This is a genomic window from Gilliamella apicola (assembly GCF_003202655.1).
GTDB lineage: Bacteria > Pseudomonadota > Gammaproteobacteria > Enterobacterales > Orbaceae > Gilliamella > Gilliamella apicola_R.
Map to the genome: position 1 here is coordinate 89,038 of NZ_QGLR01000015.1, position 14,464 is coordinate 103,501.

Here is a 14,464-nt window from a genome sequence, read left to right on the forward strand (position 1 = left end):
TGTTTTAGTTGTCGGCTAATCAGGTATCACCGGTTTACTTGCTGCGGCATAAGCATGATCTTGGGCGCTTAATCCACCAGCATTACCTTTACCGTCATAGTGATAATCCAATTCTTCTCGAGTCTTTATTTTACTATCAGATTGCACATAATCTGGAGCTGGAGCCTTAGTCATTATTGATGATGAATAACCTGAAGCAGTATCAGCTGTAGATTGGCTGATTTCTTGTTCTATAGGTTGTTTCTCAATATTAGGTTGAGTAGCAGATGTTGTGATATTTGATTGCGATATGCTTGCAACATCTTGTTTAGCGTTAGCTGTAGAGACCTCATCTTTGATTATAATTGGTAATAACAGTGAAGGGATCACGGTAACAGTGTTACTTGGCTCATCTCGACTCACTTGACTATAATCAACCGCTACACGACCTAATGCCAGCTCTAATGAGGCGGCAGCAAATTCTAATGGCATTGCTGACTGTTTTAATTCGGTATTTTTGCCACGTCGTTTAGTCCGAGGGGCATTCATACGCAAATGTCGAGAAGTTCGTCGTTGACGTTTCGGTTGGGCATCAGCGGTTACGTTATTATCGTCTGATTCAGGAACAATAACTGGCACTAATAATGTCGGAATAACGATACGCTCTTTTTCATCTGGTACCGCCGCATCACTATTTTTAACCCGAACGCTCTTAGTTAATGTACGCTGTTGTCGCCTTGGTTTCGCTTCCTTTTGTTTTGGTTGTACCGGTTCACTCGCTACTTTATCGGCTTTAATGTTATTCGCTGTATTAGCGGCATTTGCGGTATTCGCGGTATTACCATTTTGTTTACTTCGACGATTAGGGCGCGTAGTCTCTTTAACCTCTTCAGTTGCTGTATTATTTGCTACTGAACCATTATTACTATTACGGTTATTACGTTGACGTCGATTATTTGTACGTTGGTTATCTCGTCGTTTATTTGACTGAGGTTTAACTTCTGGCTTAGGTTCATCCTCTTGAGAAGCAAACAGCTGCTGAAGCTTCTTAAAGAAACCAACAAATAAACCGCTAGATTTTTCAACTTGTTTCGGTTCGGTTTTCGCCTTAGCTGACTTGCTCGCTTCGACTTTAGGGCCCGATAATACTGCTTGCTCTACCACCAACTCAGCAACTTGATCTTCTTCCTCTTCTTCAAGTTCACGAATCAGCTTAGGTAAATTGTAACTTAGTACATCGGTCTCTTCACCACTGCGTTTACGAATCACTTTATAAAGCGGTGTTTCCATCTCTTCATCGCCAGCAATAACGATTTTCACATCTGGGTGCATTCTTTCAATATTAGTAATTGCTCGGCGCTTTTCGTTGAGCAAGTAGCTGGCAATTGGCACTGGTACTATTACGTCAATTTGCACGGTATTATCTTTCATCGCTTCTTCTTGAATTAAACGAAGAATTGACAGTGATAATGAATTATTATCACGAACGGTACCAGTTCCTTGACAACGCGGACAAATATGATGGGTTGCTTCTCGCAAAGATGGGCTTAAACGTTGGCGAGACATTTCAAGCAAACCAAAACGGGAAATACGCGTGGTTTGAATTCTTGCTCGGTCAGTTTTCATGGCTTCTTTTAGACGATTTTCGACTTCTCGTTGATTACGAATTGGTGTCATATCAATAAAGTCAATAACAATCAAACCACCTAAATCACGTAAACGTAATTGGCGAGCTATCTCTTCTGCCGCTTCAAGATTAGTATTAAATGCTGTCTCTTCAATATCGCTACCACGAATAGATTTAGCAGAGTTAATATCAATCGCAGTTAATGCTTCGGTCGCATCGATTACAATCGAACCACCAGATGGTAAGCGAACTTCACGTTGGAATGCGGATTCAATCTGACCTTCGATTTGGAAATGGTTAAACAGTGGTACATCACCATCATAAAGTTTAAGGCGACTAACGTACTCAACTCGACCTAAGTCAACTAAGCGTTTTTTTGCAATCTCAAGTACTTTTGGATTATCGATAAGAATATCACCGACATCATCACGTAAATAATCACGAAATGCGCGCGTAATAATATCACTTTCTTTATGAATTAAACTTGGTGCGGGATGATTCTTAGACTCATTTTGAATTGCGGTCCAATAATTAACTAAGGCATTTAAATCCTGTTGTAACTCTTCTTGGCTTTTACCCACGCCAGCGGTTCTTGCAATGACGCCCATGCCTTTAGGTTTTTCTAACGCATCGATAACGCGTTTTAGATCAGCACGCTCTTCACCCTCAATACGACGCGAAACCCCACCAGCTCTTGGGTCATTTGGCATTAATACTAAGTAGCTACCGGCTAAACTAATATAAGTTGTTAACGCTGCCCCTTTTTTGCCACGAATCTCTTTTTCAATTTGAATAAGGACTTCTTGACCTTCTTGTAAATGTTTAATACTGCGACGGCCAGAAATATTTGAAGGGAAATAGCTTTCAGCGATCTCTTTTAATGGTAAAAAACCATCTCGCTCGCCACCATACGAAACAAAAGCGGCTTCTAAACTAGGATTGATTTTAGTAATTTTGCCTTTATAAATATTGGCTTTTTTTTGTTCGTGACCAAGGCTCTCGATATCTAAATCATACAAGCGTTGGCCATCAACAAGGGCAACGCGCAGCTCTTCTTGCTGTGTTGCGTTGATTAGCATTCTTTTCATTATTCTACACTCTTGATTAATCTAAATTAACTGTAGGTAGAATTTTATTATTAATAAACGCTTATTTTAACAATAATAAACAATAGTACTTAACTAAATATTTCGGTATACCGTATTCATTATTTTATTTGTGTTATTTTTGTTATTATTTTATGTGAAATCAGTATAAATTATACAACATCAATATACTGTTTAACGGTAATATTACATTCAAAACACTTATGTACTGTTTTCAATACCACTAAACTGACAACAATTGATATTATTTCAACGATGAGTTTGCAAATTTCTACAATTTAACAAACCGCAAAATCTTTATATGATTGTTTAAAATAAACATATTAATTAATTATAATAATTCTACTTACGCTATTTTATTTTGACAAACTGTAATGTCTAACGCCATTGCTGCATTACAAGGATAAATTATCCCTGCCTATTATTCACGTTTCAGCAGAGGATAGCAAGTAAATTAAACTGATTATTTTATAAACAATTACCTGTTAATTTTAGCTGAGTGCCAAAATCGGTAAGTAGCTTAATCGCAAACGATCTTTTTTGGTTGTTTGCTAAAGGTGATATAGATGAATTTTTTTGCTTATCATCATTAATTTTATACACCATTTTATTAATGTATTAAACCTAACAATAACACTGGTGCATATCCTTATTTTAACCGTATAATACCCAGTAGATTTGCTTGTGAAATGAACAATAAAATAGTGTGTATTTATGGAATTACCGGAAAAAGTTGCTCTACTTAATTTTACCCAGCGCTGGATTGCTCAATTTGATGACGCTCCCAAAAGTGAAGAATTACACTCGTTACCCTCGCCTTGCATTATAAAAACTGAAAATCTTGCTGTTTATTGGCAACCTTTTTTGCTTATTCCGCCAAGAGATTTAACCATCGTTGAACAAGTGGTTAATATCAAGATACATCCAAGTGCTCATATTTATTACGGCACACAATATGCAGCCAATATGACCGCCAAATTTGCTGATATTGAGCTAATTTTACTGCAACCATGGAGTGATGATGACTTCGCCAATTTAGAACAAAATTTAATTGCGCATCTATCTCAATTAAGAAAATTAAAACGTCAGCCAACCATTTTTATTGGTTCAACCGATAAAGATACGGAAATCATCGCATTAAATAACTTAACAGGAGAAGTGGTTAAAGAAGATTTAATAACTGGGCAGTTAAGTACGTTAACATCTGATTTAAAATCATTTCTTGAAAAATTGGAAATTAAAAATTGATAACTTGGGAGGGATAACCACTGATAATGGTAAAAATATTGCGCCAAAACAAGATTGCTAACCAAATTGTAACTTGCCAAACAATGTGTATATAATGCATTGAGGGTCAGAAAAAGAAATAGGTACATTATGTTTGAATATTTATTAGCAGCACCTGCAGATCCCATCTTAGGTTTAGCGGATCTCTATAACAAGGACGAACGCACCAACAAAATCAATTTAAGTGTTGGTGTTTATAAAGATGAGACCACCAAAACGCCTATTTTAGAAAGTGTAAAAAAAGCTGAGCATCTAATATTAAATGATGAAACCACCAAAAGCTATTTACCTATCGATGGTCTTAATCCATTTAATATTGCCACCCAAATTCTACTATTCGGTAATGAAAATCCACGAGCTAGAACCGCGCAAGCTCCAGGAGGCACTGGGGCATTACGTATTATGGCGGATTTTTTGTCGCGTCGTACCAAAGTAAAACGTGTCTGGGTAAGTAATCCATCTTGGCCTAATCATCGTAGCGTATTCCAAACCGCGGGCTTAGAAGTTCGCGAATATCGTTATTACAATGCGCAAACACGAAGCTTAGATTTTGAGGGATTAATCAGTGATTTAAGCCTAGTTGCCGAGGGTGAAGCGGTGTTATTTCATGGCTGTTGCCATAATCCAACCGGCATTGATCCAACACCAGAACAATGGCAAGCTATCTCAGAATTAGCGTTAAAAAACGGTTGGTTACCACTATTCGATCTCGCTTATCAAGGATTTGGTCAAGGGATAGAAGAGGATGTATATGGGCTTAGATTATTTGCCAATAGTCAGCCGGAACTCTTAATTGCTAGCTCTTACTCTAAAAATTTCGGTCTTTATAATGAGCGTGTGGGGGCATTTACGTTAATTGCAGCTGATAGCGAGATTGCTGATCGCGCCTTTAGTCAGGTAAAAACCATTATCAGAGCTAATTACTCCAATCCACCCGCGCATGGCGCTAAAATTGTCTCTTATATTTTAAATAATGAAGAACTAAAAGAAGAGTGGATTGATGAATTAACCAGCATGCGCCAACGGATACATCGTATGCGGCAGCTATTTGTTAAAACGCTACAAGACAAAGGGGCTAACCAAGACTTTAGTTTTATTACTAAACAAAATGGCATGTTCTCATTTAGTGGTTTAAATGAAGAACAAGTGCTTAAATTACGTGATGATTATGGTATTTACATTGTTAACTCCGGCCGAATTAATGTCGCTGGAATGACTATTGATAATATGTCGAGACTTTGTGAATCGATTGTCGACGTTTTATAGTTGGCGATTTTAATAAACTATTGTTTAATCTAGTCGAATACATTGGTAGTTAATCTACATTTTAGCCACCAATGTATTTAATTTCTTGAATATAAAAATCTTCTTAAAACCGCAATCAATATTAGGTGTTTGGCCCTGAATGGCTAGCAACCATCATTACATTCACATTTAATAATAAATTGATTTTTATTGACCTTTTTGCTCTTTCCGCCCTGCTCGACAAAATTTTTGCCAGTTCTCCATCTTTTTAAACAATAAATGAAGAATAGGGTTGCATTATTAATTCTATTATTCTTTTTAGTTATATCGATAGACAAACTAACTATTAGACGTTAATTCAATAATTAATAATAATTGCTAACGACATGGTATTTTGATTAAGGATGGTTTTGTGGCATCGCATATTTTAGATTTTTTAATTTTAGGCAACAATTTTGGTACTAGCGAAATGCGTCAGATATGGTCTGAGCAAAATCGTTTGGAGAAGCAAGTAAAAGTCGAAGTGGCTTTGGCAAAAGCACAAGGTGAATTAGGGGTGATTCCTGCTGAGATTGCTGATACCATTATTGCCAAAGCGGATGCATCAAAATTATCCCTTGAACAACTTGCCGAAGAGGCAGCCAAAGCCAAACATTCACTAATGTCAACCATCAGTGCCTTGCAGAAGCAAGTTGGCGACGCTGGTGAATACATTCATTATGGCGCAACCACTCAAGATATTGTTGATACAGCAACTGTCCTACAGATACAACAATCATTCGCTATCATTGAACGGGATACCAAATTAATTGCTAGTCAATTAAAACTGTTAGCTAAACAATATCAATATTTACCGATGGTCGGTCGTACCCACGGTATGCAAGCCTTACCGACCACATTTGGCTTTAAATTAGCGGTGTGGTTAGATGAGTTTGTTCGCCATTTACAACGTTTATCTGAAATTAAACAACGGGTTTTAGTAGGTAATATAAGTGGCGCTATTTGTACTTACGCATCAATGGGAGAACTCGGCCCACAAGTTGAGCAACGAGCGCTAACGTTACTTGGACTCAATACACCCAATATAGGTTGGCAAGCAGCCCGCGACCGATTTTCTGAATATGCATCAGTGATTGCCCTTATTAGTGGCACACTTGGCAAAATTGGTAACGAATTTTACAACCTGATGCGAACCGAAATAAATGAGGTTGAAGAGCCGTTTTCCGATGGTAAAATTGGCTCAACCACCATGCCGCATAAACGTAACCCTGCCGCCTTAGAGGGATTGGCTAGTCTTACCGCCCCTTTATTGAAAAGTGTGGCGCTTATTCATGAATCAATGAAGGTTGAACATGAGCGGGATGCCATGAGTTGGCGTGCGGAGTGGATCGCGCTCCCGGAAATCAATCTTTATATTTCCGCGCAACTGCAAACGGCTTTAGCCGTGTTAAAAGGTTTAAAGGTGAATGCCGATCAAATGTTAGCTAATTTAGCAAAACAAAATGGCTTACTGTTATCCGAAAAAATAATGTTTGAAATTGGCAAACGTCTAGGCAAACAAACTGCTCACCATTTAATTTATGAAAATGCTATGCAAGCATTTGAACAAAATCGACCATTTAAATCACTATTATTAGAGGATCCTCGAATCAATAATCACTTTACGGAAGCTGAACTCGATAATTGGCTAAATCCAATTAATTATCTCGGCAGTGCAGCCGAAAAGGTTGAACAGGTCATTAAATATGCCGAGCAAAGCGGAGTATTATGATGAATTTTCGCTTAATCAGCTATTCCGATATTCCCGCATATCAGCAATTATTGCACCGTGCCTATCAAGCCACATCACAATTAGGCATTCATTTTGCTGCTGCCACTGTCGAACCAGAAGAAATCGCTCAGCATATTGATTCGAATGCCGTATATCTACTGGAAAAAGAGCAACAATTAATATCAACGCTCAGTATTCGTTTTCCATGGGGAAATAACCCAGGCCCTTATGGCTTACCGCATTTAGGCTGGTTTGCCACCGATCCAATTTATAAAGGGCAAGGCTACGGTAATGCATTATGGGATTGGGTTGAAAACGAAATTCTAATTAATCAACTTAAGCTACCTGCTGTCACTTTAGGTACAGCAGCTAATCATCCATGGTTAGCCAAATTATATCGCCAAAAAGGCTATCAACCAATTGGCCAAGCAGATTTAACTAGTGATCACACTACCCTTTATTTTGAAAAAATACTCAATCATCAAAACTATACCAATTGGAAGAAGAGGAGTCATCGATAATGAAAAAAATCATAACGTGGTTTGCTGCTATTTTATTAACCAGCCTAAGCTTAATTGGTTGTGATGATCAATCTAACCATCAGGCAACTGAACAAAATATTATTAAAGTAGGCTCTACAGGCCAAAGCTATCCAAATGGTTATAAACAAGATGGTAAGTTAGTTGGATTTGATGTTGAGGTGACCGAAGCGATTGCCAATGAGTTAGGTTATAAAGTTGAATGGGTAATTGCTGAGTTTGGTGGATTAATGGGACAATTTGACTCAGGCCGTTTAGATACCGTGGCTAATGCGGTGGCGGTAACTCCCGCGCGTCAGGCTAAATATGATTTCTCCGAAACTTATAGTTTTTATGGCAGTCAAATTGTTACTCATAAAGATAATAACAATATTAATCAGTTAACTGATTTCAATGGCAAAACTATCGCCGGCGTACTTGGTTCAAATCATATCAATAACCTAAAAAAAGCCTTTCCAAATAACGAAATTACCATCAAAACTTATGAAACCCGAGATGGTGCAATGCATGACGCTGAATTTCAACGCGTCGATGGTTATGTCAATTCCAAACCCATTTTATTGGCCGAGATCAAACGAAAAAATCTACCATTTAAGCTAGTTGGCGATCCTATTACGATTGAACAAGTTGCCTTCCCTTTTAATAAAGATGAAAAAGGCCAAGCTTTACGCGAAAAATTTAACCAAGTGATCGAAAAATTACGTGCTAATGGCACACTGAAAAATCTGTCGATTAAATATTTTGGTGAAGATATTACCTCATGAATTTTAATATAAACTATTTTTTTAGTGTATTTCCGCAGATATTACCTTATCTGCCGGTTACACTTTTTATTGCCATCGTTTCAATTCTGTTTGCCATTATATTGGGACTTGCCATCGCGCTCATTCGAAACAATCGGATTATTATTATTGATTCTTGTTTGGCACTGTTTATCTCGTTATTTCGTGGTATTCCATCCGTTGTTTTACTGTTTATTATTTACTATGGTTTACCACAAATATTTCCAATAATGAAACATATGGGGGCAACTACCGCGGCAATCATCTGTTTTAGTTTAAAATATTCGGCTTATTTAGCCGAGATCTTTCGTGCAGGCTTAGCGTCGGTTGATCATGGACAAAAAGAGGCAGGATTAACCTCAGGGTTAAGTACCATTCAGGTTTATCGTGGCATTATATTACCGCAAGCGATGATCAACGCCCTACCGAATACCGGTAATATGTTTATTTCACTACTTAAAGATTCATCTGTAGCTTTTTTTGTCGGCGTACAAGAGCTATTAGCGGCAGGAAAAATGTTAACCGCAAATTCTTTCCTCTACTTTGAAACTTATCTAGCCGTCGGTATTGTTTATTGGCTAACGGTTGTCGCCTATTCATGGTTACAAAAACAGCTAGAACAAAAACTGACTAAACCATATCATCGTTAAGGAGTGCATGATGATTAATGTATCTCATTTATCTAAACGATTTGGCAATCATGAAGTATTAAAAGAAATAAATCTGACGATCAAACAAGGTGAAGTGGTTGCCATTATTGGGCCATCAGGCTCTGGCAAATCAACCTTATTGCGTTGTCTTAATTTACTTGAAAAGCCCAATAGCGGAACTATTGCTATTGATCAAGTCATACTGAATAGTCAACATTACAACCATAAACAAGAAACCAATTTACGTAAACAGTCGGCAATGGTTTTTCAACACTATAATTTATTTAAAAATAAAACCGCATTAGAGAATATTACTTATCCCTTAATAGTCGGTCAAAAAATGGCTAAAGATGAAGCCAAACAGTATGGGTTATCATTATTAGAGCGTGTTGGCATGTTAGCTTATGCTAATCAATACCCAATCACTTTATCAGGAGGGCAACAACAACGAGTTGCCATTGCCAGAGCTTTAGCGGTAAGACCCAAAGTGTTATTATTTGATGAACCAACTTCAGCATTAGATCCCGAGCGAGTACATGAAGTTCTGCAAGTGATGTTAAAACTGGCTAAAGAAAATATTACCATGTTGATAGTGACCCACGAGATGGAGTTTGCCAAATATGTCGCCGATCGTATCATTTTTATGAGCAATGGTATTATTGTTGAGGAAGGGCAAGCAAAATCATTAATTGATAATCCACAACATGAGTTAACCCAACGCTTTTTACGGCAACTCACTGATGAGGTGGATTTTGAGATTTAACCTTACCTTTATAAAATGGTTAAGTTGTTTATCCTCACTATCCAATCTCAAGCATCAAAGCGTTTGCCAATGTGATAACAGTAATTGTTTAATATCCATACCATTGGCTAACGCATGAATATCGGTCAGTAACTGTTGTGCTTTAACGTCATTTTGCAATGCCGTAAATAACTTGGCAGCCAGCTCTTGTTGACTATAGGGATTTTTCGGTGAGCCTTTCGGGACATCTATTCGTTGGCTAATTTTTTGGTTATTATCAAAGACAATTTCAATAACCACATAACGCTTATTATATGCATCCGGATGCGGAGGTAATTGGATATCATAACTACGCTGCATTTTTTGCATTAATTTTTGGATATTTTCAGCTATTGGTGTTGCGCCAAATTGTTGAAAATCGATCGGTATACCCAGTAAAATCAACGCCAAAATATATTCTGCCGAAAAACGCCCCTGCTCAGCTAATAATGGCGTTTTATAGATCAGCGCGGCATCACTATTAACTGGAGCAAAGAAAAGGGTAATATGCTTAATATTATCCACATTAAATTTAGGATGCTTATACAGTAACTTACCAGCATCAGCAATATATGAAGCCGCAGAACAATATGAATAAGTTTTAAACCATAATCCTGGCTGAACAATCTTCCAAGGTTTTGCCCAACTAGTTAAATCTAAATTATCATTACCTTGGCCATAGATAGCTAAAAAACCTAAATTATCATCAAGAAAATCTTTATCTGCCGAAATGCCTGCTCTTAGCCAGTCAATGGCTTGTATAGCATGTTGTGCCGCCAATCCTGCATGCAAAAATTTTATCGGGGTTCCCATCAATAAGCGCATACCTGATGCTTGTGTAGCGGCTAACGTTAATGCTTGAGCAAGAAATGGTTCATCATATAAATAACCAATCGCAGCTGTTGCCGCAATTCCACCTAAAGTGACTGTCGTATGCCAGCCTTTTTCATAATGCTCAGGGTTGACACATTGCCCCAATAAGGCCATAACTTCAATACCAATTACATAGGCAGTTAAAAAGCGTCGACCATCTAACTGACTTAATGAATCATCTAAGCGAATACTCGCAAATAACGCCGATAAAATAACCGCTGATGGATGACCGCGTATATCTGAATGCACATCATCATAATCCAAACAGTGTGCCTGAAAGCCATTAAATAATGCTGCTTGGCGACGGGTAGCTAATTTCTTTTGGCCGATTAACCAAGCACGGCTATGGCCGCCTTCGTCATTAATCCAAGTCAACAATTTCTTAACATTCGCTTCATTAGACGCCTGTAAACTACTAGCAAAATAGTCAATAAGCCCATTAATTGCGCAATCAAGGAGTGACTGTTGCGCAATAATTGGCGTATTTTTTATTAACAAACTCAATTGCTGGCCTAGATGCATGACAAACTCTCATAAAAATCGCAATAATATGTTGAGCGAATAGTGGATAACAAATATACATCTTAAAGATTATATCGCTATATAACAATAACCCGAAATAATCATTATTGACCAAGCTTAGTTAATAAGCTTTTTTATGTGCTAAAATGAGCCTACATTTTAACATCACCTAAAAATAGATCTGATTATGTCAATATGTTATATTGCCTTAGGCAGTAATCTTAACGATCCACTAGCACAAGCCCATCAGGCTATAGCTGCGTTAAAACAATTACCGAATACCGAAGTTTCTGACGTTTCACCGTTTTATCGTAGTAAACCTCTTGGACCGCAAGATCAAAACGATTATCTTAATGCTGTGATCAAATTAACCACCTCTCTGACACCTATAGCGTTATTAGATGAGCTACAAGCGATAGAAAAATCACAGGGTCGAGTACGCAAAGATAATCGCTGGGGAGCAAGAACATTAGATTTAGATATTTTGTTATATGATAATTTAATGATAGATAATGAAAGATTAACCATTCCTCATTATCATATGAAAAACCGAGAATTTGTACTTTATCCGCTATTTGATATCTCACCGGATCTTATATTACCTGATAACGATAAGCTTTTTAATTTATTAAAAAAATGTCCGATGAATGGAATGAAAAAATGGCATGACTAATTAACCTTATTAATAACATATAGTTGTAATTTTTTGAGGTTTAACGGCGAAAAAAATAATAAAAAAAATTTGCCAACGGCTAAATTATTGCTATAGTTTACCGCTCGCAAATAATCTGTACTTAAGGGGATTGCTGTGAAACAGGAACAAAAATTAAATACATCTTCTCTTAGCCTGCTTGCAATTGCAGGGCTTGAGCCTTATCAAGAGGCAAAAGGTGAGGAGTATATGAATTCTAAGCAATTAAAACATTTCAAACTTATCTTAGAAGCATGGCTGTCACAATTACAAGGTGAAATGGGTAAAACAGTTTCTCACATGCAAGATGAGGCTGCAAATTTCCCAGATCCGGCTGACCGCGCTACTCAAGAAGAAGAGTTTAGCTTAGAATTAAGAGCGCGTGACAGAGAACGCAAATTGATCAAAAAAATTGAAAAGACATTAAAGAAAATTGAAACCGATGATTTCGGTTTTTGTGAATCATGTGGTGTTGAAATTGGTATTCGTCGTTTAGAAGCAAGACCGACAGCTGATTTATGTATTGATTGTAAAACATTAGCTGAACTTCGTGAAAAACAAATGGGTATATAATTTCCATTTAAACCGTCGTTTTATTCAATACGCCCATGCAATATATTGGTCGTTTTGCCCCCTCACCATCTGGACCATTACATTTTGGTTCTTTGGTGACGGCTCTCGGTAGTTACTTACAAGCCAAAGCCAATTTTGGTAAGTGGCTTGTTCGCATTGAAGATATTGATCCACCACGGCAAGTCAAAGGCGCCGCATCGTTAATATTAAAAACCTTAGAGGCTTTCGAGCTGTATTGGGATGACCAAGTTTTATATCAATCAGACTGTAGTGCGCGGTATCGATCGGTTTTAGCATCATTACTTTGTCAGCAAAAAGCTTACTATTGTGATTGTACTAGACAAAGGATCCATAACCTTACCAATGGGATATATGATGGCTTTTGTCGTGAGCGACATTTAGCATCCACTTGCCAACAGCAATGTGCGATTCGACTAAAACAAAATCAGCCAGTTTTTTGCTTCGATGATAAAATTCGAGGGCAACAAACCATTGATTCCACTAATGCTTTAGAAGATTTTATTATTCATCGTAAAGATGGTCTATTTGCTTATAATTTAGTTGTGGTGTTAGATGATAATTATCAAGGGATCACCGAAATTGTTCGCGGTGCTGATCTATTGCCGGTAACCGCTAAACAGATCTCACTTTATCGATTATTTAATTTCACCATACCCAATTACTGCCATTTACCATTGGCTTTAGATAGTCATGGTAATAAGCTGTCAAAACAGAACCATGCTAGCCCGATTGATAGTAAAAAAGCGAATTTATTAACCGCACAAGCATTACAATTTTTAGGTCAACAATTGCCAGACAATTGGCAAGATGCCTCACAAACACAGTTATTAGCTTGGGCTATCACTCATTGGCAAATTAACCAAGTACCGAAACAAAACAGAGTGTTAACCTCCGATATAAGATAAATTAGGTGTAATACCTAGATTATGCTCATGTAATAAATGTTTTTCCGGTTTTATTAATAGCGAAGCTAACACTCGTGCCTTAAGTTGTGCTTTCTGTTCTGGACTGCTTAGCAAATCTCGTAAATCAACTGCGGCATCACCAAACAGGCAATAATGAAGTTTACCAAGCGATGAAACGCGCAATCGATTACAACTTTTACAAAAATCCTGCGAATAAGGCATAATCAGACCAATTTTACCTTGATAATCACTATGGGCATAAACTTTAGCCGGACCAGATAACGCCTCTTTTGACTGTAATTGCCAACCTTGTTCAATAAGTTGTGTTTCCATCCTCTGACCGGCTAAATGATAACGATTAAATAACTCACGGCTCTCCGTTGTCTCCATCAGTTCAATAAAACGTAATTCAACCGGACGATGTTTGATCCAAGTTAAATAATCAGCCAGATGATCATTCATATTTCTCATCAAAACAGTATTAATTTTAACTTTACTGATGCCAACTTCTAATGATTTGTCAACGCCTTGAATCAACTCACTAAGTCTATCTTGACCGGTTATCTGTTTAAAAACATAAGGAGAAAAACTATCAATGCTAATATTAATAGCATTAAGTCCTGCTTGTTGCCAGCTATCTACATTTTTTAATAACCGTGAGCCATTAGTGGTAATTGCCAATTGTTTAATACTTGGATAAGCCGAAATAATTGACAAAATATCAATAAAATCTCGACGCAACGTCGGTTCACCGCCAGTTAAGCGAATTTTATGTACGCCAAGTTCAGTAAATGTTGACACAACATTGTTGATTTCATTTAACGATAGAAATTGATGATCTTTATTAGGTCGATAACCATTAGGCAGACAATACTGACACTGAAAATTACACAGTTCAGTAAGCGATAAGCGTAAGTATTGAAATCGACGTTGATAATTATCGACTAATTGCATATATGTAATGAACACCTTATCCAAATCGGGAAGCATAGCCATTTCTGCGCTATACCGCGGCTAAATCACCATATGAATAACATTATCACTTAGGCAAAGTAGCTTCAGAGTTTAGTTTAGTCTAGCATAACGTTTATTTTTTGACTATGGACAATTAT

General features: G+C 37.3%; 13 protein-coding genes and 1 riboswitch. Of the genes, 10 read left to right on the plus strand and 3 right to left on the minus strand.

Annotated features, from left to right (window positions below; genetic code table 11):
- Positions 1 to 15: 15 nt before the first annotated feature.
- Positions 16 to 2,694 carry a ribonuclease E gene (rne, locus tag DKK70_RS14130; protein WP_110434574.1) on the minus strand — a complete coding sequence of 893 codons (2,679 nt, stop codon included), beginning with the start codon at positions 2,692 to 2,694 and terminating at the stop codon, positions 16 to 18.
- Between the two features lie 732 nt (positions 2,695 to 3,426).
- Between rne and syd the strand changes: the two genes are divergently transcribed.
- The 7 genes from syd (at position 3,427) to DKK70_RS14165 (ending at position 9,749) form a co-directional block, all read left to right on the plus strand.
- Positions 3,427 to 3,960 (plus strand): SecY-interacting protein, encoded by a 534-nt coding sequence (gene syd / locus DKK70_RS14135; protein ID WP_110434575.1) that lies wholly within the window; start codon positions 3,427 to 3,429, stop codon positions 3,958 to 3,960.
- 129 nt (positions 3,961 to 4,089) lie between these two features.
- Positions 4,090 to 5,265 carry an amino acid aminotransferase gene (locus DKK70_RS14140; RefSeq protein WP_110434576.1) on the plus strand — a complete coding sequence of 392 codons (1,176 nt, stop codon included), beginning with the start codon at positions 4,090 to 4,092 and terminating at the stop codon, positions 5,263 to 5,265.
- Between the two features lie 391 nt (positions 5,266 to 5,656).
- Positions 5,657 to 7,015, plus strand: a complete 1,359-nt coding sequence (purB, locus tag DKK70_RS14145) for an adenylosuccinate lyase (RefSeq protein ID WP_110434577.1) — start codon at positions 5,657 to 5,659, stop codon at positions 7,013 to 7,015.
- Entirely contained in the window at positions 7,012 to 7,536 is a 525-nt protein-coding gene (locus tag DKK70_RS14150; RefSeq protein WP_219999821.1) for a GNAT family N-acetyltransferase, read from the plus strand. Before purB ends, DKK70_RS14150 begins: the two co-directional genes overlap by 4 nt.
- On the plus strand, positions 7,536 to 8,318 hold the full coding sequence (locus DKK70_RS14155) for an amino acid ABC transporter substrate-binding protein (RefSeq protein WP_110434579.1): 783 nt from the start codon (positions 7,536 to 7,538) through the stop codon (positions 8,316 to 8,318). The genes DKK70_RS14150 and DKK70_RS14155 overlap by 1 nt, the downstream gene beginning before the upstream one ends.
- Positions 8,315 to 8,986 carry an amino acid ABC transporter permease gene (locus tag DKK70_RS14160; RefSeq protein ID WP_110434580.1) on the plus strand — a complete coding sequence of 224 codons (672 nt, stop codon included), beginning with the start codon at positions 8,315 to 8,317 and terminating at the stop codon, positions 8,984 to 8,986. The genes DKK70_RS14155 and DKK70_RS14160 overlap by 4 nt, the downstream gene beginning before the upstream one ends.
- A 10-nt stretch (positions 8,987 to 8,996) precedes the next feature.
- Entirely contained in the window at positions 8,997 to 9,749 is a 753-nt protein-coding gene (locus DKK70_RS14165) for an amino acid ABC transporter ATP-binding protein (RefSeq protein ID WP_110434581.1), read from the plus strand.
- 54 nt (positions 9,750 to 9,803) lie between these two features.
- Here DKK70_RS14165 and DKK70_RS14170 read toward each other — a convergent pair whose 3' ends face one another.
- Positions 9,804 to 11,162, minus strand: coding sequence for an MmgE/PrpD family protein (locus DKK70_RS14170; protein WP_110434582.1), 1,359 nt, complete (start codon positions 11,160 to 11,162; stop codon positions 9,804 to 9,806).
- A 187-nt stretch (positions 11,163 to 11,349) separates the two neighbouring features.
- On the opposite strand from DKK70_RS14170, the gene folK reads away from it, so the two are divergent.
- The 3 genes from folK to gluQRS all read left to right on the plus strand — a co-directional run bounded on the left by folK (position 11,350) and on the right by gluQRS (position 13,352).
- Entirely contained in the window at positions 11,350 to 11,835 is a 486-nt protein-coding gene (gene folK / locus DKK70_RS14175; protein WP_110434583.1) for a 2-amino-4-hydroxy-6-hydroxymethyldihydropteridine diphosphokinase, read from the plus strand.
- Between the two features lie 135 nt (positions 11,836 to 11,970).
- Positions 11,971 to 12,426: an RNA polymerase-binding protein DksA gene (gene dksA / locus DKK70_RS14180; RefSeq protein WP_110434584.1), complete on the plus strand. Its 456-nt coding sequence runs from the start codon at positions 11,971 to 11,973 to the stop codon at positions 12,424 to 12,426.
- A gap of 35 nt (positions 12,427 to 12,461) precedes the next feature.
- Entirely contained in the window at positions 12,462 to 13,352 is an 891-nt protein-coding gene (gluQRS, locus tag DKK70_RS14185; protein ID WP_110434585.1) for a tRNA glutamyl-Q(34) synthetase GluQRS, read from the plus strand.
- On the opposite strand, the gene moaA is transcribed toward gluQRS, so the two are convergent.
- On the minus strand, positions 13,332 to 14,306 hold the full coding sequence (gene moaA, locus DKK70_RS14190; RefSeq protein WP_110434586.1) for a GTP 3',8-cyclase MoaA: 975 nt from the start codon (positions 14,304 to 14,306) through the stop codon (positions 13,332 to 13,334). The genes gluQRS and moaA overlap by 21 nt on opposite strands.
- A riboswitch (molybdenum cofactor riboswitch) is annotated at positions 14,303 to 14,428 on the minus strand. Its footprint overlaps the gene before it by 4 nt.
- Positions 14,429 to 14,464: the final 36 nt, after the last annotated feature.